The sequence below is a fragment of the Kitasatospora sp. NPDC094019 genome, assembly GCF_044764505.1.
GTDB lineage: Bacteria > Actinomycetota > Actinomycetes > Streptomycetales > Streptomycetaceae > Kitasatospora.
The window spans coordinates 82,213-104,237 of record NZ_JBIWIF010000012.1 but is presented as its reverse complement, the minus strand read 5'-3'; the positions used below and the strand labels follow the sequence as shown (position 1 = coordinate 104,237).

Annotated in this window: 18 protein-coding genes; 4 read left to right on the top strand and 14 right to left on the bottom strand. The window is 73.4% G+C overall.

What is annotated here, in order from left to right:
• Window positions 1-291: 291 nt before the first annotated feature.
• The gene (locus ACIQ9P_RS25865) at window positions 292-1,098 is read left to right on the top strand and encodes a glycerophosphodiester phosphodiesterase (RefSeq protein WP_402360621.1); all 807 of its coding nucleotides are present in this window, start codon (window positions 292-294) and stop codon (window positions 1,096-1,098) included.
• On the top strand, window positions 1,095-2,492 hold the full coding sequence (locus ACIQ9P_RS25860; protein ID WP_402360618.1) for an MFS transporter: 1,398 nt from the start codon (window positions 1,095-1,097) through the stop codon (window positions 2,490-2,492). The genes ACIQ9P_RS25865 and ACIQ9P_RS25860 overlap by 4 nt, the downstream gene beginning before the upstream one ends.
• 141 nt (window positions 2,493-2,633) lie before the next feature.
• Here ACIQ9P_RS25860 and ACIQ9P_RS25855 read toward each other — a convergent pair whose 3' ends face one another.
• The 5 genes from ACIQ9P_RS25855 to ACIQ9P_RS25835 all read right to left on the bottom strand — a co-directional run bounded on the left by ACIQ9P_RS25855 (window position 2,634) and on the right by ACIQ9P_RS25835 (window position 8,425).
• Window positions 2,634-3,653, bottom strand: coding sequence for an LLM class flavin-dependent oxidoreductase (locus tag ACIQ9P_RS25855; RefSeq protein ID WP_402360615.1), 1,020 nt, complete (start codon window positions 3,651-3,653; stop codon window positions 2,634-2,636).
• A gap of 178 nt (window positions 3,654-3,831) precedes the next feature.
• Window positions 3,832-4,830 (bottom strand): type I glyceraldehyde-3-phosphate dehydrogenase, encoded by a 999-nt coding sequence (gene gap, locus ACIQ9P_RS25850; protein WP_402360612.1) that lies wholly within the window; start codon window positions 4,828-4,830, stop codon window positions 3,832-3,834.
• Window positions 4,831-5,052: 222 nt separating this feature from the next.
• Window positions 5,053-6,012, bottom strand: coding sequence for a GlxA family transcriptional regulator (locus tag ACIQ9P_RS25845; RefSeq protein WP_402360609.1), 960 nt, complete (start codon window positions 6,010-6,012; stop codon window positions 5,053-5,055).
• A gap of 242 nt (window positions 6,013-6,254) precedes the next feature.
• On the bottom strand, window positions 6,255-6,965 hold the full coding sequence (locus ACIQ9P_RS25840; protein WP_402360607.1) for a DUF998 domain-containing protein: 711 nt from the start codon (window positions 6,963-6,965) through the stop codon (window positions 6,255-6,257).
• A 146-nt stretch (window positions 6,966-7,111) separates the two neighbouring features.
• The gene (locus ACIQ9P_RS25835) at window positions 7,112-8,425 is read right to left on the bottom strand and encodes a diaminopimelate decarboxylase (protein WP_402360604.1); all 1,314 of its coding nucleotides are present in this window, start codon (window positions 8,423-8,425) and stop codon (window positions 7,112-7,114) included.
• Window positions 8,426-8,586: 161 nt separating this feature from the next.
• Between ACIQ9P_RS25835 and ACIQ9P_RS25830 the strand changes: the two genes are divergently transcribed.
• Both ACIQ9P_RS25830 and ACIQ9P_RS25825 read left to right on the top strand, forming a co-directional pair.
• Window positions 8,587-9,318, top strand: a complete 732-nt coding sequence (locus ACIQ9P_RS25830; RefSeq protein WP_402360601.1) for a hypothetical protein — start codon at window positions 8,587-8,589, stop codon at window positions 9,316-9,318.
• 62 nt (window positions 9,319-9,380) lie between these two features.
• The gene (locus ACIQ9P_RS25825; protein WP_402360599.1) at window positions 9,381-10,265 is read left to right on the top strand and encodes a DUF3592 domain-containing protein; all 885 of its coding nucleotides are present in this window, start codon (window positions 9,381-9,383) and stop codon (window positions 10,263-10,265) included.
• A gap of 52 nt (window positions 10,266-10,317) precedes the next feature.
• Here ACIQ9P_RS25825 and ACIQ9P_RS25820 read toward each other — a convergent pair whose 3' ends face one another.
• From ACIQ9P_RS25820 to ACIQ9P_RS25780, 9 genes are all read right to left on the bottom strand, one after another.
• Window positions 10,318-11,910, bottom strand: coding sequence for an amylo-alpha-1,6-glucosidase (locus tag ACIQ9P_RS25820; protein ID WP_402360596.1), 1,593 nt, complete (start codon window positions 11,908-11,910; stop codon window positions 10,318-10,320).
• A complete protein-coding gene (locus ACIQ9P_RS25815; protein WP_402360593.1) occupies window positions 11,910-12,749 on the bottom strand; it encodes a carbohydrate ABC transporter permease in 840 nt (279 codons plus the stop codon). The genes ACIQ9P_RS25820 and ACIQ9P_RS25815 overlap by 1 nt, the downstream gene beginning before the upstream one ends.
• A 9-nt stretch (window positions 12,750-12,758) precedes the next feature.
• Window positions 12,759-13,733, bottom strand: a complete 975-nt coding sequence (locus ACIQ9P_RS25810; RefSeq protein ID WP_400743484.1) for a carbohydrate ABC transporter permease — start codon at window positions 13,731-13,733, stop codon at window positions 12,759-12,761.
• Entirely contained in the window at window positions 13,730-15,046 is a 1,317-nt protein-coding gene (locus ACIQ9P_RS25805; RefSeq protein ID WP_402360590.1) for an ABC transporter substrate-binding protein, read from the bottom strand. The genes ACIQ9P_RS25810 and ACIQ9P_RS25805 overlap by 4 nt, the downstream gene beginning before the upstream one ends.
• A gap of 62 nt (window positions 15,047-15,108) precedes the next feature.
• Entirely contained in the window at window positions 15,109-15,858 is a 750-nt protein-coding gene (locus ACIQ9P_RS25800) for an SDR family NAD(P)-dependent oxidoreductase (protein WP_402360587.1), read from the bottom strand.
• Window positions 15,855-16,964, bottom strand: a complete 1,110-nt coding sequence (locus ACIQ9P_RS25795) for an ATP-NAD kinase family protein (RefSeq protein WP_402360584.1) — start codon at window positions 16,962-16,964, stop codon at window positions 15,855-15,857. The genes ACIQ9P_RS25800 and ACIQ9P_RS25795 overlap by 4 nt, the downstream gene beginning before the upstream one ends.
• Complete coding sequence (gcvPB, locus tag ACIQ9P_RS25790; RefSeq protein ID WP_402360581.1) at window positions 16,961-18,553, bottom strand: aminomethyl-transferring glycine dehydrogenase subunit GcvPB; 1,593 nt, start codon at window positions 18,551-18,553, stop codon at window positions 16,961-16,963. The genes ACIQ9P_RS25795 and gcvPB overlap by 4 nt, the downstream gene beginning before the upstream one ends.
• Window positions 18,550-19,899, bottom strand: coding sequence for an aminomethyl-transferring glycine dehydrogenase subunit GcvPA (gene gcvPA / locus ACIQ9P_RS25785; RefSeq protein WP_402360578.1), 1,350 nt, complete (start codon window positions 19,897-19,899; stop codon window positions 18,550-18,552). Before gcvPA ends, gcvPB begins: the two co-directional genes overlap by 4 nt.
• Before the next feature lie 33 nt (window positions 19,900-19,932).
• Window positions 19,933-21,990, bottom strand: coding sequence for a beta-galactosidase (locus ACIQ9P_RS25780; protein WP_402360575.1), 2,058 nt, complete (start codon window positions 21,988-21,990; stop codon window positions 19,933-19,935).
• Window positions 21,991-22,025 lie beyond the last annotated feature (35 nt).

Below are 22,025 nucleotides of genomic sequence, written 5' to 3'. Positions count from 1 at the left end.
CGGGGGCGGCGGGCCCGGCGGGGACTCCGGTGGCGGCGGGACCGCCCGGGCGACACGGCGGCGGGTCGTCGAGGAGTTCCATGGCCGGGCCTCTCACGGACGCGGGGTCGGGGGCGCGGCGCACGCGCGGCCGCCGCTCTTCGATCGTCCCCCTCCCCCGCGCCCGCCGCGCGCCGCACCGCCGATCCCGCGCCACCCGCCCCGTTACATCTTGACAATGAGTGTCACAATGTAACGCGCGCGGGGCCGGCAGGTCCGGCGGCGACCGATTCCAGCAGCTCGGAGCACGTCATGCACCCCTTCCTCGACCATCCGGGGCCGCTCGCCTTCGCGCACCGGGGTGGTGACCTCGGGCGGCCGGAGAACTCGCTGGCCGCGTTCGAGGCCGCCGTCGCCCTCGGGTACAGCTATCTGGAGACCGACGTCCACACCACCGCGGACGGTGTCCTGGTCGCCTTCCACGACAGCCGGCTGGACCGGGTCACCGACCGCACCGGCGTGCTGGCCGAACTTCCCTGGCGCACCGTGCGCGAGGCCAGGATCGGCGGCACCGAGCCGGTGCCGCTGCTGGAGGAACTGCTCGACGCGTTCCCCGAGGCCCGATTCAACATCGACGTCAAGGCCGCGCCCGCCGTCGGCCCGCTGGTCGAGGCGGTGCGCCGGACCGGCGCCTGGGACCGGGTCTGCGTCGGTGGCTTCTCCGACGCCCGGCTCGCCGCCGTCCGCGCCGCCGCCGGGCCCCGGCTGGCGACCTCGCTCGGCCCGCGCGAGGTCGCGCGGCTGCGGCTGCGCTCGCTGGCCGGGCCGCTCGTCCGCGGCGGCGGGGCGCCGTGGGCCGGGACCTGTGCCCAGGTACCCGAGCGGCACAAGGGCGTCCGGGTGGTCGACCGGGCCTTCGTCCGGGCCGCGCACCGCCTGGGCCTGCAGGTTCACGTCTGGACTGTGGACGACGCCACACGGATCCGGGCTCTCCTCGACCTGGGTGTGGATGGCATCATGGCCGATCGCATCGACGTCCTGCGCGATGTCCTCCGCGAGCGCGGATGCTGGCCCCACGGCGGCAACGGCTCCAGCACGGTGATAGGAACCACCCCATGAGCACCGCGACCGACCTGCCGGAGCATCCGGCGACCGCCACCGACGACGGCCGCGCGCTGCGCCGCATGCAGTTCGGCTGGTACATCAACGACTGGGCCAACGCGGCCTTCTCCGCCACCGTCCTCACGGTGTTCCTCGGCCCGTACCTGACCTCCGTCGCCAAGGAGGCGGCCGACGCCCAGGGCAATGTGCACCCGCTCGGGCTGTCGATCCGGGCGGGCTCGTTCTTCCCGTACACGGTGTCGTTCTCGGTACTGCTGTCGGTCGGCGCGATGCTGCTGCTGGGGACGGTCGCCGACCGCACCGGACGGCACAAGGAGCTGATGTGCGGCGCCGCCTACGTCGGCTCGGCCGCGACGATGGGCATGTTCTTCCTCGGCGGCGACCGCTACCTGCTCGGCGGCGGCCTGCTGGTGGTCGCGAACATCGCGTACGCGGTGTCGGTCGCGCTCTCCTACGCCTACCTGCCCGGCCTGGCCTCGCCCGACGAGCGGGACGCGGTGTCCTCCAAGGGCTGGGCCTACGGCTACGCGGGCGGCGGGCTGCTGCTGATCGCGAACCTGGCGCTGTTCCAGGGCCACGACGCGTTCGGGCTGTCCTCCGGCACCGCCGTGCGGATCTGCCTGGCCTCGGCCGGGCTGTGGTGGGCGATCTTCACCGTCGTGCCGCTGCTCCGGCTGCCCTCGCGGGCCGGTGTGCTCCCGGGGCAGCCGACCAGCACCGCGAGGGACGCCGAGGGCGCCGAACCGGCCGCCGGGAGCCTGCGCGAACTCGGCCGCACCCTCAAGGGCATGCGCCGCTACCCGCTGACCCTGCTCTACCTGGGCGCCTTCCTCTGCTACAACGACGGCATCCAGACCGTCGTCTCGCAGGCTTCGCTGTACGGCAGCGAGGAACTGGGCATGGACCAGACCTCGCTGGTCGTCGCCGTGCTGCTGGTGCAGATCGTGGCGATCGGCGGCGCGCTGCTGCTCGGCCGGATCGCGCACCGCTTCGGTGCCAAGAGCACCATCCTCGGCTCGCTGGTCGGCTGGGTGGTGACCCTCGCCCTCGGCTACTTCATGCCGGCCCACCAGCCCGCCTGGTTCTACGCCCTGGCCTGCATGATCGGCCTGGTGCTCGGCGGCAGCCAGGCGCTGTCCCGCTCACTGTTCTCGCACATGATCCCGGCCGGCCGGGAGGCCGAGTACTTCAGCGTCTACAAGGTCAGCGACCGCGGCACCAGTTGGATGGGCCCGCTGGTCTTCGGCCTGGCCTACCAGATCACCGGCAGCTACCGCTCGGCGATCATCTCGCTGCTGGTGTTCTTCGTGATCGGCTTCGCCGTGCTGCTGCGGGTCCCCGTCCGCCGTGCGATCGAGGCAGTCGGCAACCCGGTGCCCGAGCGTCTCTGACCGTTCCGTTCCCGGGCCCGGGAACGGAACGGAACCGCCCGGAACGGGGCGGGGGCTGCGAGAGCCCCCGCCCCGTTCCGTTGTGTGCCGGTGCCGGTGCCGGTGCCGGTGCCGGGCGACGGGCGACGAGCGACGAGCGCCTCAGACCGACGGCTTCCAGCCCAGGGCCGGACCCAGGTGCGCGGCGATGTCGGTGAGGATCTGGACGTAGTCCTCGTGGCCGAAGGTGAACGGCAACGCGAAGACCACCTCGTCCACCTCGCGGAAGCCGGCGTGGGCGGACAGTTGCTCGGCGATCGCGTCGGACGGGCCCACCAGGTCCCGGGCGAACATCGTGCGCGCCGGCCCCTGCGGGGTGGCGGTCCGGGGCGTCCGGGCCCGGACGTAGTCCTCGTAGCGCGCCCGCTGCTCCGGGGTGGCGCTGTCGGTGGGGATCACCACCAGTCCCTGGGAGACCCGGGCCCCGGCGCCCAGCGGGTGGTGCGCGCGGAAGGCGGCGATCTGCGAGCGCTGGATCTCGGCGAAGTCCTCCGCCTCCTCGGCCCGCACCACGTTGCTGGTGAGCAGCGAGAGCCCCTGCTCCCCGGCCCAGCGGGCGGAGCGCAGGCTGCCCCCGCCGTACCAGAGGCGGTCGGCCAGGCCGGGCGAGACCGGCTGGACCCGGTCCGAGTACACCTCGATGCCCTCCACGCCGCTGAAGTCGGTGGCCGGCTCGCCGCGCAGGAAGCCGAGCAGCCGGCGGACCCGCTCGTAGCCGAAGTCCTCGGCCTCGGCGGTGTCCGGGTACAGCGCGCCGGAGACCCGGTCCCAGTGGCCGGGGCGGCCGACGCTGACGCCGGGGTTGAGCCGGCCGCCGGACAGCAGGTCGGTGGTGGCGAGGTCCTCGGCCAGGCGCAGCGGGTTCTCCCAGCCGACCGGGACGACCGCCGTGCCGAGCTCGATCCGGCGGGTGCGCTGGGTGGCGGCCGCGAGCACCGCGACCGGTGAGGAGATGCCGTACTGGAGGTGGCGGTGGCGCACCCAGGCGCTGTCGAAGCCCAACCGCTCGCCGAGTTCGATCAGCCGCAGGGTCTGCTCGTGCCCCTGGGCCGGGTCGGCGGGGTCGAACAGTCCGATGGTCAGGAATCCCAGCCTGCGCAGGGGCCTCGCGTGCGACGGCACCGGTGTCCTCTTTCCTCGGCGTCCCCGGGCGCGGACGGTGACCGGCCGGGCGGCGTGCCGTCCACCGTCACACAGCGGTCGGGGACGCTCAAGGGCCGCCCCGGATTCGTCATCGGGCGCAACATCGCTGTCACGCCGCCGAATTCGAACCCGGGACGGCCCCTCGGCCGGCCTGCCGTCAGCCGCGGGCGAGCAGCTCCAGGGTGTCGATCACCCGGTTGGAGAAGCCCCACTCGTTGTCGTACCAGGCCACGACCTTGACGTGCTTGCCGTCGACCCGGGTGAGCGCGGCGTCGAAGATCGAGGACGCGGCCTCGCCGGTGATGTCGCCGGAGACCAGCGGCTCGTCCGCGTAGTCGAGGATGCCCTTGAGCGGGCCGTCGGCGGCGGCGCGGTAGGCGGCGAGCACCTCGTCGAGGGTGACCTCGCGTCCGACCGTGGTGTTCAGCTCGACGATCGAACCGACCGGGACCGGCACCCGGATCGAGTCGCCGGACAGCTTGCCGTCGAGCTGCGGCAGGACCAGGCCGATCGCCTTGGCGGCGCCGGTGGTGGTCGGCACGATGTTGACGCCGGCGGCGCGGGCCCGGCGCAGGTCGCGGTGCGGGCCGTCCTGGAGGTTCTGCTCCTGGGTGTAGGCGTGCACCGTGGTCATGAAGCCGTGCTCGATACCGGCCAGCTCGTCCAGCACGGCGGCCAGCGGGGCCAGCGCGTTGGTGGTGCAGGAGGCGTTGGAGACGATCACGTGCGCGGCCGGGTCGTAGTCACCGGTGTTCACGCCGTAGGCGAGGGTGACGTCGGCGCCGTCGGACGGCGCGCTCACCAGGACCCGGGCGGCGCCGGCCTTCAGGTGGGCGCGGGCGGCGTCCGCCGAGGTGAAGCGGCCGGTCGCCTCCAGGACGAGGTCGACGCCGAGCTCGGCCCACGGCAGGGCGGCGGGGTCGCGCTCGGCGAGCACCTTTATCCGGCGGCCGGCCACGACCAGCTCGTCCCCCTCCACCGCGACCGACTGGCGGAAGCGGCCGAGCGCGCTGTCGAAACGGAGCAGGTGGGCGAGCGAGTCGATGGGGGCGAGGTCGTTGACCGCGACCACCTCCAGCTCGCTGCCGCGCTCCACCAGGGCGCGCAGGCTGTTGCGGCCGATGCGGCCGAACCCGTTGATGGCGATGCGGGTCATGGAGGGCTCCCTCTGCGGTACCGGGCGTTCCCGGGGTGCTCCGGGTGGCCCCGGGGCGTTCCGTCGTGTGCTGACACCTCCATGGTCCGGGCTTCGCCGCAGGCCGGACAGGGGCTGGATCGACATGGTCCGCAAGGATCTCGCCACACTCCTCGCCAACGGTCGCAAGGATCCCGCCACCGGCCCGCGATCACGCCCGGGATCCCGTCGCGGGCCCCCGGCTCAACCCTCGGCGCGGGCCGCGAAGGTGTGCCGGTACTCGGTGGGCGAGGTGCCGAGGACGCGGTGGAAGTGCAGCCGCAGATTCGCCCCGGTGCCGAGCCCGACCCGGTCGGCGATCTGCTCCACCCCCAGATCGGTGCGCTCCAGCAGCTCCCGCGCGAGGTCCACCCGCGCCCGCAGCACCCACTGCATGGGCGTGTAACCGGTGTCCTCGACGAACCGCCGGGAGAAGGTCCGCGCCGACACCCGGGCGTGCCGGGCCAGGCCCTCCAGCGTGAGCGGCTCGGCCAGGTGCGCCAGCGCCCACTCCCGGGTGCCCGCGAAGAGGTCGCCCAGCGGCTCCGGCACGCTGCGCGGCACGTACTGGGCCTGACCGCCGCTGCGGTACGGCGCCGCCACCAGCCGCCGCGCGACATGGTTCGACAGGCCCACCCCGTGGTCGCGCCGCACCAGGTGCAGGCACAGGTCGATGCCGGAGGCCGCGCCGGCCGAGGTGAGCACCGCGCCCTCGTCCACGAACAACACGTTCTCGTCGACCCGGACCCGCGGATGGCGCTCCGCCAGCGCCCTGGCGTAGTGCCAGTGGGTGGTGGCCCGCCTGCCGTCCAGCAGTCCGGTGGCGGCCAGGGCGAAGGCCCCGGTCGAGATGGCCGCCAGCCGGGCGCCCCGGGCGTGGGCGGCCACCAGTGCCTCGACGACGGCGGCCGGGGGCGCGGTCGTCGCCGGATCGCGGTAGCCGGGGACGAACACGGTGTCGGCGTGCTCCACCGCCTCCAGCCCCTCGGCCACGTGGTAGGACAGACCGTCGCCGCCGGTCACCAGGCCCGGCGCCGGGCCGCAGACCCGGACCGTGTAGGGCATGCTCGGCCGGCTGGAGAACACCTGCGCGGGAATGCCCACGTCCAGCGGTTTCGCACCCTCCAGGACGAGTACGGCCACCCGGTGCTTGCCGCGGCTCATCGGGCCGCCTCCACTCCCCGCGGCCGACCCGGGCGCCGCGGCGCGCCCCGGCCGGCACGGTGCCGACCGCAAGCATCCTGCCACCGGACGCCCCGGGCCGGCGCACCGGACCGGGGCGTGTTCGCACGTCGGAGAGGTCCCGCGCCACCGCGGGGGCAGGAGAACCGGGTCGCCTGCCCCCTGGGCCGGACGCCGAGGCCGGACCCCGAACCCTGACGCCGAGGCCGGACCCCGACGCCCGGTCAGGGAGCTGCGGCCGCCGGGCGGACGACGCGGGGCAACGGGGCCGGGAGGGCCTCGCTCTTCACCAGCCAGGCCACGCCGAAGGCGAACACCGACACCGCCTCGCCGAGGTAGGGCAGGGTCAGCGGCCAGTCCCGGGCCAGGTGCAGCACCCCGGCCACGGCGACCGTCAGCACACCGGCCACGATCACCCAGCCGCAGACCAGGTACACCCAGTCACGCGCCGGGCGGCGACGGCCGGCCGCCGGGGAGTCCGCGAACAGCCGCAGGCAGAAGTACCCGAGCACCCCGAACAGGCCGGCGGCGAGGGCCAGATGGAGCATTCCCACCGTTGTCTGGGCACCGCTGGGATGCGGCACCAGATCGGACGGCGGCTCGGTCGGGAACAGGGCCACCCCGATCGCCAGCACCCCGGCCACCGAGCTCAGCCGGTCCTCCCGGCGGTCGTGGCGGTAGCAGATCAGGAAGACGCCGACGGCGCACAGACCGCCGACGAAGACGTTGCGCATATGGGTGTAGTAGGACGCGCTCATCGAACTGAGCAGCGCGACCCGGGCGGAGGTGAGGCTATTGCCGAGCGGCAGGGCGATCGGCAGCAGGAACCCGAGGACACCGACGCCGAGGCGCAGGCGCCGCACGGTCCGGACGTCCTGGGCCCGGGGATCGGGATCCACGGGGGTCCGGGCTTCGGCAGGGGGGTGGGCGGACATGACGCGGCCTCCTTCGACATGCTGAGGCTGTCTGCACCGCGGCCGGGACGGCGGCCGCGGCAGGGTGATACCCGCCCGCGACCGTCCGGGAACCCCCGCCCGGCCTGCTGTTCTGACGCTCCGTCACGACCGGTCGGGCGAAGGTGTCAGTCGACCGGCCGGAGCAGTTCCTCGACGCGCTGCGCCCGGCGCAGCGGCACGAACCGCACCGCGCCCGCCGCGTCCACCGTGAAGCCGTGCACGGCCGGTTCGGGCAGGCTGTTGTACTGGAAGTGGGTGGTCGCGTAGTAGGCGCCGGTGTCGAGCAGCGCGACCAGGTCGCCGGGTTCCAGCAGCGGCAGCGGACGGCCCGTCGCGACCAGGTCCCCGGCGAAGCAGCACGGCCCGGCGACGTCCTGCGGCACCGGCACGCCGTCCTTCCCGGCGCCGGAGGGGTGGTGCGCGGTGATCCGCAGCGGCCAGGCGTCCGGCATGAGGACGGTGCGGGTCGCGACCTGCGCCCCGGCGTGGGTGAGCGCGATCCGGCGGCCGCCGGCGGTCTTGGTGTACTCGACGTACGCGGCGGTGAACCCGTTCTTCGCCAGCAGCGAGCGGCCGAACTCCGTCGCCAGCCGGTAGCCGCCGTCGAACAGTTCCGGCACCCGGGCCCGTAGCAGTTCGGCGTACCCGGCGAAGGTGGGCGCGGTGGTGTCGTCGGCGAAGTTGACGGGCAGCCCGCCGCCGAGGTCGACGCCGACCACCCGGCGCTGCCCGAGCTCCTCGTTCACCCGCCCGGCGAACGCCACCGCCCGGGCGACACCCTCGGCCATGAGGTCGAGCGGGCAGCCCTGGGAGCCGACGTGCACATGGACCCAGGTCAGCCAGGGCCGCTCCCGGAACGCCTCCACCAGCCGCTTCGCGTTCCCCTCGTCGGCCAGGCCGATCCCGAACTTGGAGGTCGCGGTGGCGGTGCTCATGGCGCCGATCGCGCCGCCGCCGATCTGCGGATTGACCCGGACCCCGATCCGGGAGCGGGGCGTCCCGGCCGCCACCAGGGCGTCCACGCGTTCCAGTTCCTGCCAGTTGTCGATGTTGACGGCGACGCCGAGTTCCAGCGCGGCGGCCAGTTCCCGGCGGGTCTTCGCGGGCGAGTCGAGGACGATCCGCTCCGGTTCGAAGCCCGCGGCCAGCGCCTGGGCGAACTCGCCGGGGCTGGCCACCTCGCAGCCGAGGCCCAGTTCCCGCAGCCGGGCCAGCAGCGGGACCAGGCAGTTCGCCTTGGCGGCGAAGGTGTGCAGGACGTCGGGCGGGGTCGGGAAGGCGGCGCGGAGCGCGGCGACGCTCGCGGCCACGCCGTCGAGGTCGACGAAGGCGGCGAGCAGCGCGTCCTCGGGGTCGAGCAGCCGGTGCCGCACGGCCTCCCGCAGCACACGTTCACGACGGGCGGCGAACCGGTCGGCGACAGGATGAGGAAACGTCATGACCCGGTACTCCCCCGGCTCGTCGGGTGGTCGGGCGTCCAGTCTGCCGCAGGCGTTGCAGTCCGGTGACACGGAAGGCCCGATTCCGTCGATTGTTCGCACTACGTTCGATCGTGCACGGCGCCGCACGGCCACCCAGCACACCGCTCAGGAGATCCCCCATGTCCCGCAAGGCCACCCACCGCCCGACCACCGTCCGCACGCTGGCGGGAGCGATCCTGACGGTCGCCCTGATCGTGCCCGTGGCGACGGCCTGCGGCCCCGAGTCCGACACGGCCGCCGGCGCCGCCGCCACCACGACCGCGCCGGCCGTCACCACCGCGCCCGTCGCCACTCCGCCCGTCACCGCGCCGCCGGTCTCCACCGCGCCCACGACCGCTCCCGCCGCGTCGGCGACGGCGACGCCCACGGCGCCGCGGACGACCGCGCCCGTCACCGCTCCGGCCACCACACCGGCCGCCACCGCCAAGCCGAAGTCCCCGGGCAAGAGCTTCCCCCTGGTCGACGGCATCAGCACGGCGGAGGTCCAGCCCACCGGGAACCAGAACTACACCGCCAGGATCGTCGCCCGCGGCTCCGTCCTGGCCACCCTGGAGACCAAGGACGCCGACGCCGGTCTCGACGCCAACGACATGTTCGTGGTGCTCTCCGTCGACGGCACGGTCCACTCCTGGATGGGCGGCGCCCACCAGGGTCCGGGCACCTTCAAGCTCGCGGGCGGCTGGACGGCCAAGCTCACCAAGGTCGGCGAACTCCACTACCGGGCCCAGATCCTCGGCCTCGACAACGCCGTGATGGACACCCTGGACGCCGACCAGCACGACATCGGCGCCGTCGCCAACGGCGTGTACATCGTGCTCACCGCCGGCGGGCGGATCAGCGCCCACATGTGACGGGACCACCGGCGTCGGCCGGGGCCCGGTCCGCCCGATGGCGATCCACTACGCTGCACGCCATGAATGATCTTCGGCCGGCCGTGGTGCTGCACGGGACCCGGTACACCGCCCGGCTGGACGGGGACGCGCTCGTCCTGACGCGGCGCCGTGCCACCCACCGGATACCCGTCACGGCGATCGACCGGATCGACGCCCGACCGGGCCGGGTGGACGTGGTGCTGCTCGCGGTGGGAGGACCGGCCCAGGTGTATCCGATCGCGCACCACAACGGCGCGGCCGCGAAGGCTTTCGCCCGGACGGCCTCCGCCGCACTGCCCGAGCGGGCGGCGGCGGACCGGTCCGTGGACGGCGCCGCGCTGGTCACGACCACCGTCGACCCTCGTGGACGCAGTCCGCTGGTCAAGCCGTTCGACTCGTGGCGGAAGCTGCTGGTCTGGTTCTACCTGGCGGGGCTGGTCGCGCCGTTCCTCGCCCGGGCGCTGGCGGCGAACCCCCGGATCGCGTCCAAGCCCGCGCTGGCGTGGCTGCTCACCCTGCCGTTCACCGTCCTCGCGGTGCTCGGCCTCTACGCCGTCGTCTCCTCGCTCCGGACCGACTGGCTGCTCTACCGCCGCGGCGTCACGGTGACCGCCCGGGTCACCGGCCACGACGACGACGGCGACACGGAGAACCCCAGCCACTTCGCCCGGTACGCCTTCACCGACGCCGAGGGCGCCGACCGGGAGCACACCGCCAAGGACCAGCCGGGCGTCGTCCGCACCGACACCGTGGACATCTGCTACGACCCCGGCAACCCCGGCCTGGTCCGCCGCCGGGCGGGCCTCGGCCGGGGCCTCGTCTGGGGCACCTTCCTCGGCCTGCCCCTGACGGTGGCCGCCGCCGTGCTGTTCGTCGGCCTGGCCGGCTACATCCTCGCCTGGCCGTATCTGGGCGGGCCGGAGTAGCGCGCCCGGAACCCCGGGCCCCGGGGGCGCCCCTCCCCCGCCCCCGGCCCGCCTACCCCTCCGCCGCCAGGTCGACGAAGAGCGCCGCCGACCAGCCGAAACCGGAGGTCGCCCTCCGCGCCCGGGTGCCGGTGAGGGGGTTCCAGTACTCGTAGAGCCCCCCGCCGTCGCGGACCATGGCGAGGGTCCGTTCCCGCAGGTCCTCGGCGGTGTCGGCGAAGCCCGAGCGGCGCAGGCCCTCGATCAGCAGGTAGTTGACGTTGAGCCAGACCGGTCCGCGCCACATCGCCTCCGGGTCGAAGGCCGGGTCGTCGAAGGCCACGGTGGGGACGGGCCGTTCGCCCCAGTACGCGGGCGAACGGAGGGTGTTCTCCAGGGCGGCGGCGATGCCGGCGGGCAGCCGGCCGGTGAACAGCGGCATCAGGTCGAGCGCGGTGCGGACGGGTACGGGGGCGCCGGCCGCCAGAGTGGTGAAGCGGGTGCCGTCCCAGCGCCGGGCGACCAGGAGCTCGGCGTGCGCGGCGGCCCGGGTGCGCCAGTCGGCGGCCTCCTCCGGACGGCCGAGGGCGTCGGCGATGTCGGCCAGCCGGTCGGCCTCCAGGACCAGGTAGGAGTTGAGGTCGGGCGGTTCGGCACGGGGGCCGTAGTCCCAGACCGGGCTGTCGTCCAGCCCTGAGGAGTAGGGGTGCAGGTACTCGGGCAGGCCGTCCCCGTCCGGGTCGGAGGCGGCGAACCACCACCGGTGGGCGCGGACCAGCCGGGGGTAGGCGGCGGCGAGGAACGGCAGGTCGGGGTCGGTCAGATGGACCTTCCAGACCGCCCAGGCGGCGAGCGGCGGCTTGGTGACCGGGACCGGTCCGGCGGCGGGCCGGGCGCCGTTGGCGCTGCCGACGTGCTCGGCGAGCCGGGCGTGGTCGGCGCGGGGCAGGTCGGTGGTGTCGGCGAGCACGCCGTGCTCGTGCACCACGTCCGGGAGCCGGCCGTCGGGCAGTTGGTGGTTGAGGAAGAGCAGGATCTGGTCCCGGGCGAGCGCCGGATCGGCGTGCCGCAGGGCGACGGCGTGGAAGAGCGCGTCCCAGTTCCACACCCCCACGTAGCCGTACTTGGACGGGACGAGGCCCTCTCGGCCGGCGACCGGCAGCAGGTTGACGGCCAGCGTCCACCAGGCCGTCGCGGCGGCCGGGGCGAGGTCGGGGCGGACGGCCGGCATCCGGGCGAACCAGGCCGCCCAGCGGGCCTCGGCGGCGGCGCGCACGGCGGCGGCGGACCACTCCCCCGGCGGGCCGTGCAGGACGTGGCAGCCGTCGAGCGCGAGTGCCCGCCCGGTGCCGTCGGGCAGCCGCCAGGAGGCGTGGCCGCCGTGCCCGGTCAGCACCAGGGTGGCGGGGTCGGCGAACAACAGCGTTGCCCCACCGACGAATTCGACGGCCGCGGGGGTCGCCGAGCGGACCGGCAGCGGGTGTCCGGCCGCGTCGCGCAGCACCAGCCCGGTGAGTTCGACGGTGTCGGCGAGCCGGGTCTCGTACTCGGCCCGGGCCACCCGCAGCCCGTCCGGTCCGGCGGTGACCAGCAGCCGGGAGCCGCGTTCGGTGAACGGCCGCTCGTCGAGGTCGAGTTCGACGGCGCGGTTGGGATCGGGGGACATCAGCGGCCTCCCAGGCCCGAGGAAGCCATGCTGTTGAGGATCTTGCGCTGCCCGATCAGGAAGGCGATCAGCATCGGCACCACGGTCATCGCGGAGAGCGCCGCGGTGAGCCCGTAGTCGATGCCGCCGCGCTGGGAGTTGAAGGAGTCGAGCAGCAGCGGGACGGTGAACAGCTCCGAGGTGTTGAGGAAGACCAGCGGGAAGAAGTAGCTGTTCCAGCTGGCCAGGAAGACGATGATCCCGAGCGTCCACAGGCCGGGCCGGATGTTGGGCAGCACGATCCGCCAGAAGATGGTCCAGCGGCCGGCGCCGTCGATCCGGGCCGCCTCCTCCAGTTCGACCGGCACGGCCCGGATGAACTGCCGCAGCAGGAACACCGCGAACGGGTTGGCGATCGCCGGCAGGATCAACGCCAGGTGGGAGTCGATCAGTTGGAGCTTGGCCAGCATGATGTACAGCGGCACGATCGTCACCTGGGCGGGCACCATCTGGGTGGCCAGGAACAGGCCGAACAGCGGTCCGGAGCCGCGGAACGGGATCCGGGCGAAGGCGTAGGCGGCCATCGCGCCGGTGAACAGGGTGGCGGCGACGGTGATCGCCGCGATGTACATGCTGTTCCAGTACGCGCGCCCGATCGGCACCTCGTTCAGCACGTCGGGGTAGTTCTGGGCGCGCCAGGGCGTGGGCAGCCAGGACAGCGGCTCGTTGATCATCTGACTGACGCCCTTGAAGGAGGTCAGGACCATCCAGACGAAGGGGAACAGCATCAGCAGGCCGCCGAGGACGAGCCCGGTGTGCAGGAGGAGCTGCCGGGGGGCGGTGGAGTGGCGGACGGTCATGGCGGCGCCTCAGGACTCGTAGTGGACGAAGCGCTTCTGCGCCTGGAACTGGATCGCCGTGACGATCAGGGTCAGCAGCAGCAGGAGCAGGGCGGCGGCGCTCGACAGTCCGAAGTGGAACTCCCGGAAGCCCTGTTGGTAGACCTTGTAGACGATGGTCTGGGCGCCCTCGTTGTGGTCCGGGTTGACCAGGACGTAGACGAGGTCGAACGCCTGGAACGAGCTGATCACCGACACCACCACGGTGAAGAACACGGTCGGCGACAGCAGCGGCAGGGTGACCGAGCGCAGGGTCTGCCAGGGGCCGGCGCCGTCGATCCGGGCCGCCTCCAGCAGATTGGTCGGGACGGTGGCGAGGCCGGCCAGGAAGATCACCACATTGAGGCCGAGCGAGGACCAGACGGTCACCACCGAGACCGCGACCACCACCCAGTCGGGATCGGCCAGCCAGTCGGGCAGGGTGATCCCGAGGATGTCGTGCACGGTCCCGTTGAGGATGCCGTCGGCACCGCCGCCGAGGATCATCTGCCAGATCACCGACACCGCGACCGAACTGGTCACCACCGGCAGGAAGTAGACCACCCGGTAGGCCGTCCGACCGCGCACCCCGTGCAGGGCGAGGGCGATCAGCAGCGCCAGGGCGAGACCGCCGGGAACGGTGATCAGCCCGATCTTGACGGTGTTCCACACCGCCCGGCCGAACTCCGGGTCGGTCAGCTGGGTGCGGAAGTTGTCCAGGCCGACCCAGGTGGCGTCACCGAGACCGTCCCAGCGCATGAAGGAGAGGACCACGGCGAAGCCGAGCGGGCCGACCAGGAAGACCAGCAGGCCCAGCAGTTGGGGTCCGAGGAAGACCAGGGCCCACCGCCGGTCGCGGCGGCGCCAGAGCGGCTCGCGGCCGCCGCGCGCGGTGGGGGCGCCGCCCGCCGGGCCGGCGGCGGGACGCTCCCGCCGCCGGGCCGCGGCCTGGGTGAGGGCACTCATCCCTGCTTGCCCTTCATGCCGTCCACCAGGGTCTGGAGCTGGGTCATGCCCTCGTCGAAGCCGGTCTTGCCCTCCCAGATCTTCATCAGCTGGTCGTTGATCGCCTTGGTCAGGCCGGGGACGGCCACCTCGTCGGGGTAGTTGGCGAAGCCCCGGTCGCGGACGTCCAGGAAGGTCTTGGCGTGCGGGGGGTAGTTGCCCTCGGTGACGAGGCTCTCGGCGCCCCGGACGGAGGGGACGGCGCTGCCGCCCTTGAGCCGCAGCTGCTGGCCCTCCTTGCTGACGAACTCGGTGAGGAAGGTGAATGCCTCCTTCGGGTGCTTGCTGTCCTTGTTGACGGTCAGGTAGGAGGCGGCGACGGCGCCGGGTATCGGCTGCCCGTTCTCGGACGGGAACGGCACGATGTCGTAGCTCGCGCGGTCGCCGCCCTTGTCGATGCCCTCGATGACCCAGCGGCCGCCGGCGTAGAAGCCGGCCTTGTGCTTGATGAACTGGGTGGCCGCGCCGTTGCCCTCGGGCAGCAGGTCGGCGGAGGCGAAGGTCTTGTCCTTGTAGCCGTCGGCGAGGGTCTTCAGCGCCTGGCGGGTCTTCGGGTCGGTGGTGGCGACGAACTTGCCGCCGTCCCAGACCTTGCCGCCGAAGCCGTTGACGACGCTGTAGTTGGCGCCGTACCAGTTCCAGAAGATGGTGCCGGTCCGGTCCGCCGCCTTGAGCTTGGCGTTCATCTCCAGGTACTTCGCGGTGGTCCACTGACCGGCCTCGTTCAGCGCGGCCGGGTCCTCGGTGATGCCGGCGGCGGCGAGGGCCTTCTTGTCGAACCAGAGCACCTCGGGGTTGGTGTCGTTGGGGACGCCGTAGGTGACGCCGTCCTTCTTGGCGCCGCCGTAGATGCCCTCGAAGAAGTCGGCCGGCTTGCTGTGGCTGTCCGGGCCGGCGAGCTGCTGGTCGAGCGGGGAGAGCACGCCGTCGGCGACCAGCTTGCCGATGTAGTCGTCACCGACGTAGAAGACGTCCGGCGCCGTCTTCGAGGTGAGCTGGGTGAGCAGCTTGGGGTGGTAGTCCTCGTAGGAGGCGACCTGCTCCAGCTTGAGGGTGATGTTCGGGTGCTTCTTGGCGAACTCGTCGGTGAAGGTCTTGAAGACCGCCATGTCCTCGGCCGAGCCCCAGGTCGACCAGCGGAGCGTGACCTTGCCGCCGTCGGCCTTGGTGTCGCCGGAGCCGCCCGTGCCGTTGGTGCCGCTGCACGCGGTGACGGTGGCGGCCAGTGCCGTGGCGGCGGCGACCAGGGCTGTTCTTCTCGTGAAAGCGGACATCGGATGCCTCCTGGGCTTTCGTGAGGGTGGGGGTTGTCGCGGGAGGGGGTGGTGCGGGGGTGTCAGGCGAGCCCGCCGCCGTCGACGACGAGGGCGGAGCCGGTCATGTAGCTGCTGGCGTCGCCCGCCAGGAAGAGCACCGCGGCGGCGATCTCCTGCGGTGTGCCGGCCCGGCCCATCGGCCGGTCGGCGGCGTCCTTCTCGAACACCGCCCATTCCTCGTCCAGCTGGCGCGCCTCGTCGCGGAGCATCGGCGTCATGGTGTCGCCCGGGTTGACGGAGTTGACCCGGATGCCGGCGGCCGCGTGGTCGATCGCCAGCGCCCGGGTCATGTTGACGACCGCCGCCTTGGAGGCGCAGTAGGACAGCGCGTTGCCGCCGCCCTTCAACCCCCATCCGGAACCGGTGTTGACGATCGACCCGCCCTCGGTCATGGCCGGCACGGCGAAGCGGCACATCAGGTAGACGGAGCGCACGTTGACGGCCATCACCCGGTCCCAGTCGTCGGCGGAGATCTCCAGCGCGGTCTGGCGCCGGATGATGCCGGCGTTGTTGAACAGCACGTGCAGCCCGCCGAAGGTCTGCACGGCGATGGTGACGATCCGCTCGCAGTCGGTCTCGGAGGAGACGTCGGCGCGCACCGCGACCGCCCGGCCGCCGGCCGCCTCGATCCCGCGGACGACCTCGCCCGCGTCCGCGAGGTCGGCGACGACCACGGCCGCGCCCTCGGCCGCGAACAGCTCGGCGGTGGCCCGGCCGATGCCGGAGGCGCCGCCGGTGACGATGGCGACCTTGTTGCGCAGGGTGTTCATGAGAGCTCCTCACTTGCCGAACTGATGCGGTACAGCACTGATTCACGGTGTCCGGTGACCACCCGGACGTGGCCGTCGAACGCGGCGTCGGCCCGGGGGTCGCCGCTGTCGACCAGCAGCGGCCGCCCGCCGAGCGCGGCGAGCTTCTGCTGGGTGGCGAGTACGACGACCCCGGCGAGCGAGGCCAGGACCCGGGGACTGAACTGCTGGTTCCCGCGCCCGATCACGAAACCCTGCCCACCGATCACCGATAGCACACCATGCGTGACCTGTGACATGGCAATGGCATGCAGCCGCTGCTCGGTCACGTCCGGGGCGAGCAGGGCGCCGTCCCGCACCACGTCCACGCCGAGCGGTGTCAGCGCCAGCCCGAGCGCCCGCCCCACGGCGAGCGTGGTCGCGCCGGGGCCGAGCGCGTAGGCGGTGCCGGGGCGCATGCCCGCCACCACCGCGCGGGCGATGGAGTCGGCCGAGCCGGGCGGCGCCGCCGAGGAACCGGTCTTGCGCCCGCTCAGCCGCTCCCGGGCCGCCGGCACCCGCAGCGTGCCGTAGAGCCGGGCGCCGACCAGGCCCGCGCGGTGGCCCTCCTCGTCCAGGTCGACCACCTCCGCGTCGACGGTCCGGCCGTCGAACCCGGCGGCGGTCGCGCCCGCCGCGGCCGGGCTGACGGCGAAGCAGCCGGAGTAGACCTTCACCCCGGCCGGGACACCGAGCACCGGCGGGCGCGGCCCCGCGTCCAGGACGTCGCGCGCCGTCCCGTCGCCGCCCGCGAACAGCAGCAGGTCCACCTCGCCGAGTGCCGCGACCGCCGCCCGGGTGTCGGCCGCTCCGGTGGACGCCGGCGTCGCCCCCGGCCGGTGCTCCAGTCGGTACGGGACGCCGGCCGCCCGGGCACTGTCCTCGCCCATCGGGCCGGCCACGGTGCGCACCAGGACGTCCGGCCGCCGGGCCCGCAGGGCGCGCAGCGCGGCGGCGGCGCGCTCGGCCGCCCGGGGGACGGCCCCCAGCGCGAGCGCCCTGGCCTGGATGTCCGGCCCGTCGCTGCCCTTGAGGGCGACGGCGCCGCCGAGGCCGGCGACGGGGTTCACGATCAGTCCGACGATCATGCCCGGGACTGTCCGTGCTTGCGGCGGTAGGCGCGCCAGCTGGGCGACCACTGCGCCGGGTCGTCCAGCGAGGACGGGTCGATCCGGTGCACCGTCTGACGGTAGGGCGCGTTGCGGACGAACTCCGGGTCCTTGCGGGCCTCGTCGGCGACATGGGCGAGGATCGCCGCATACTCGTCGAGGTCCTCCCTGGAGTAGGACTCGGTGGGCTCCAGGGTGAACGGCTCGGGCACCACGTAGGGGTGGTGGCTGGTCCAGTAGTGCACGCCGAAGTCCGCCGCGCGGATGCCGATCTCCTCGGAGTGGACGCCGGTCTCCTCGGTCAGCTCCTGCCAGGAGTAGCGGACCTGCTCGACCCGGCGGCGGTCGGCCCACGGCACGGAGGCGCCGGGGATCCGGGCGACCTTCGCCAGCAGGTAGTTGTTGTTGAGGACGGCCGTCTCGGCGACCTCGCGCAGGCCCTCGGCGCCGAGGGCCATCACCCAGGCGTAGGCACGCACCACGTTGGGGGTGACGCCGAGGAAGGGGCGGATCTTGCCGACCGAGCGCTCGGGGGCGGTCAGGGTGAAGACATCCCCGTCTTCTCCGTTCTCCCCTCCGTGCTCGACCCGGTCGACGACCGGCCCGGGCAGGAACGGCACCAGCGCGTCCGAGACACCGCAGGCGCCGGCCGCCGGGCCGCCGCAGGCGTGCGGGGTGGAGAAGGTCTTGTGGAGGTTGAAGTGGCACAGGTCGAAGCCCGCGTCCCGGGCCCGGGTGATGCCGAGGATGCCGTTGGCGTTGGCCTGGTCGTAGCAGGCCAGGCCCCCCGCCTCGTGGACCAGGTCGACGAACTCCTTGATCCGCGGGTTGAAGATCCCGGTGTCCTCCGGGTTGGTGATCATCAGGGCGGCGGTGCGCGGACCGACCGCCGCCCGCAGCGACTCGATGTCCGGGTTGCCGTCGGCGTCCGGCATGAGGGTGATCACCTCGTACCCGGCGACCTTGGCGCAGGCCGCGTTCGAGGGGTGCGAGAACATCGTGGTGATCACCTGGTCCCGCTGCCCGCCCTCGCCCCGGGAGGCGTGGTAGGCGCGGATCATCGCGATGTTGGCGTAGATCGCGGCGGAGCCCGCCCCCGGCTGCAGCGACACCCGGGCCATGCCGGAGATCTCCTTGAGGATCTGCTCCAGCCGCCAGTAGATCTCCAGCACGCCCTGCACGGTCGACTCGGGCTGCAGCGGGTGCAGTGCGGCGACCCTCGGGTCACGGACGAAGGAGTCGTTGACCTTGGGGCTGTACTTCATGGTGCAGGTGCCCTGGCCGACGTCGATGTTGAAGTCCGCGCCGAGGGTCTCCTGGGACAGCCGCAGGTAGTGCCGGACCACCTGGTTCTGGGAGAGCTCGGGCAGCGCGGGCGGGGTGCGGCGGGCGACCGACTCCGGCAGCTCGACCAGGGGCGCGCCGGGCGCGGGGACGCCGACGCCGCGGCGGCCGGGCCGGGACAGCTCGAAGACGATCTCCTCGTCCCAGCGGGCCTGGTGGAAGCGCCGCAGTCCCGGCTTGGGGGTGACCGGCAGGCTGGCGAAGGGTTCGGTGTGCGAGCTCATTCGGCGCCTCCCAGCGCGGAGAGGGCGTCCTTGACGGCCGCCGCGAGGGTGTCGATGTCGGCGGTCGAGTGCCGCTCGGTGACGCAGACCAGGACCTCGCGGTCCCCGAGCCGCACCCCGCCGAGGATGCCCCGGCCGTGCAGTTCGGCGAGCAGCGCGTCGGCGTCCGGCACCTCCAGCGCGAACTCCCGGAAGTGCACCGCCTCCTGGTGGCGGACGACGGCGCCGGCCGCGGCCAGCGCGCGCATCGCGTAACGGGTCCGGGCGAGGACGGTCTCACCGATCTCCCGCATCCCCTGCGGCCCCATCAGGGCGAGGTAGACGCCGGCGGTGATGCCCCACAGGGCGGCCGCGGTGCCGACCCACTCCTTGCCCTCCTCGCGCAGCGCGAACGAGGTCCGGTCGTAGAAGACGTCGCCGAAGCCGTACTCGCCGGGCACGGCGGTCGGAGCGATGCCGAACAGCCGGGACGGGAACTCGGCGACCAGCCGCTCGTCGTCGTGGCTCGCGATGAACCCGGCCTGGCCGCCGCCGTACTGGGGGTGCATGCCGAGCGACTGGATGTCCCCGCAGACCAGGTCGGCGCCGTAGGAGGCGGGCGGTGCGAGCACGCCGAGCGAGATCGGGTCGGTGCCGACGACCAGCAGCGCTCCGACACCGTGCGCCAGTTCGGCCAGCTCCCGGCCCCGGGTCTCGACCACGCCGTGCACGGTGGGCGTCTCCAGGTAGAGGGCGGCGAAGGTGTCGTCGAGCCGGACCTCGCCCATCTCGCCGGAGTCGGCGACCGGGGCGAGCACGACCTCGACGTCCGGGGTGAGGTAGTCGCGGATCTTGGCCAGCTTGTCGGCCGCGATCGCCCCGCTCAGCAGGACCTTGGCCCGGCCGGTGCGGCGCGCGGCCATCCGCAGGGCGGTGCCGGTCGCCTGGTAGCCGTCGTACACGGGGACGTTGACGACGTCCATCTCCAGCAGTTCGGCCATCATCGAGACGTACTCGAAGAGGGCCTGGAAGCGGCCGTGGTCCTCATAGGGCTCGCCGGCGTAGGCGGTGAGGAACTCGCCCCGGCCGTTCACCTCGTCGCACACCGCCGGGACGTGGTGGTGGTAGCAGCCGTGGCCGAGGAAGCTCAGCAGCTCGGCCGGGTCGGTGTTGCGGGCCAGCAGGCCGCGCATGTGCCGGACCAGGCCGGGCTCGTCGGAGTACGGCGCGGGCAGGTCGAGCGGGCGGTCGAGCCGCAGGTCGGCGGGGATGTCGCGGTAGAACTCCGCGACGTCGGGGGCGCCGATCTCGGCGAGCATCGCCGCCCTGGTCTCGGGCCCCGCGTTGGGGATGTAGGGGTGGGCCACTGGCACTCCTCGGGTCAGGGCTTCAGGACTGCTTCAGGACTGCCTCAGGACGACGGCGTCGCCGGGCGCGAGCGACACGGCGCCGCTCGGCAGCGGGCGGCCGGTCAGCAGGTCGGTGAACACGGCGTCGGTGTCGGCGTCGGTGGTGGTGGTGTTGGTGTTGGTCGGGATCGGGGTCGGGGTCGGGGTCGGCAGCGGGACGGTGGCCGTCCGGCTGCCGTGGTTGAGCAGGAAGAGGTAGGGGCCGCGGCGGCAGGCTTCGACGCCCTCGGGGAGGTCGGGCCCGGCGACGCCGGTGACGCCGGCGGCGGCCAGCAGCTCGTCCAGCAGCGGGGCCGGGTCCTCGGGCAGGCAGCTCAGATAGGTGGCGCTGGCGGGCCCGTTCCCGGCCTCGCCGCCGCGCCGGGTGACGGCCGGGCGGCCGTCCAGCGGGCCGCCGCGATAGCGCGCCAGTACCTCGGTCCCGTCGGCCTCCAGCCACTCGGTCCAGGTGCGGGCGAGCAGCCGGGTGCCGTCCGCCGTCTCCAGCTCCTGGGTGGCGCCGTCGGGCAGCGGCCGCCACTCCTCGACGCGGACCCCGAGCAGTTCGCGCAGCGGTCCGGGCGCCCCGCCGTCGTGGACCTGGTCGGCGGTGTCGACCACCCCGCTGAACGGCCCGACCACCAGGTGGCCGGGGAAGGCGGACAGCGCGGCGGCCTGCCCGGCCGTGCACAGGTAGAGATTGGGGGCGACGACCAGCCGGTAGCCGGAGAGGTCGCGCCCGGGCGGGGCCAGGTCGACGGCGACGCCCCGGGCGTGCAGCGGCGCGTACCAGGAGAGCAGCAGTTCGTGCAGCCGGAGCCGGTCGGAGGGCATCGACTCGGGCGCCTCCAGCCCCCACCAGCTGTCCCAGTCCAGCAGCAGCGCGACCTCGGCCCGGGTGGTGCTGCCCGCGACCTCGGCGAGCCGGCGGACGTCCGCGCCGAGGGCGAGCGTCTCGCGCCACTGCCGGGTCGCGGTGCCGCCGTGCGGCAGCAGCGCCGAGTGGAACTTCTCCGGGCCGTACCGGGCCTGCCGCCACTGGAAGAACATCACGCCGTCCGAGCCGTGGGCGAGCGCCTGGAGGCTGTGCAGCCGCATCACCCCGGGATCCTTGGGGACGTTGACCGCCCGCCAGCTGACCGCGCTCGGCGCCGACTCCAGCAGCAGCCAGGGCTGCCGCTTCAGCGAGCGCATCAGGTCGTAGCTGAGCGCGGCCTTCACCGCCGCCCGGGGGTCGGCCGGGTCCGGGTAGGCGTCGTCGGTGACGACGTCCTCGGCGGCGGCCCACTTCCAGTAGTCGAGGTCTCGCAGCACGCTCATGAAGTTGGTGGTCACCGGCACGTCCGGGGTGACCTCCTTGAGCACCGCCCGCTCGGCCTCGAAGCAGGCGAGCAGTGCGTCGCTGGAGAACCGTCGCCAGTCCAGCAGTTGGGCCGGGTTGACCGGGCCCGGCGCCTTGCGGGGCGGCTCGATCTGCGTCCAGTCCGTGTAGTGCTGGCCCCAGCAGGACGTTCCCCAGGCCGCGTTGAGGCCGTCGAGGGAGCGGTGGCGCTCCTTGAGCCAGCGGCGGAAGTCGCGGGCGGACTCCGGGCAGAAGCACTCGGCGGTGTGGTCGGCGTACTCGTTGCTCACGTGCCACATGGCGAGCGCGGGGTGGTCGCGGTAGCGCTCGGCCACGGTCCGGGCGAGCCGGACGGTGGCGGCGCGGAACACCGGCGAGGAGGGGCAGTAGCCCTGCCGGGAGCCGAACTCCAGCCTGGTCCCGGCCGCGTCGACGGGCATCACCTCCGGGTGGTCGCGGACCAGCCAGGGCGGCGGGGTCGCGGTCGCGGTGGCGAGGTCGACGGCGATGCCGTGCGCGTGGAGCAGGTCGAGGACCCGGTCCAGCCAGCCGAACTCGTGGACGCCGGGGGCGGGTTCGAGCCGGGACCAGGAGAAGACGCCGACGGTGACGAGGTTGACGCCCGCCTCGGCCATCAGCCGGACATCCTCCTGCCAGACCTCCTCGGGCCACTGTTCGGGGTTGTAGTCGCCCCCGAACAGCAGCCCCGGTACCCGGGTCAGGCCCATGCTCCGCCTCCTCAAGGGGGTCGCGGACCCCGTTC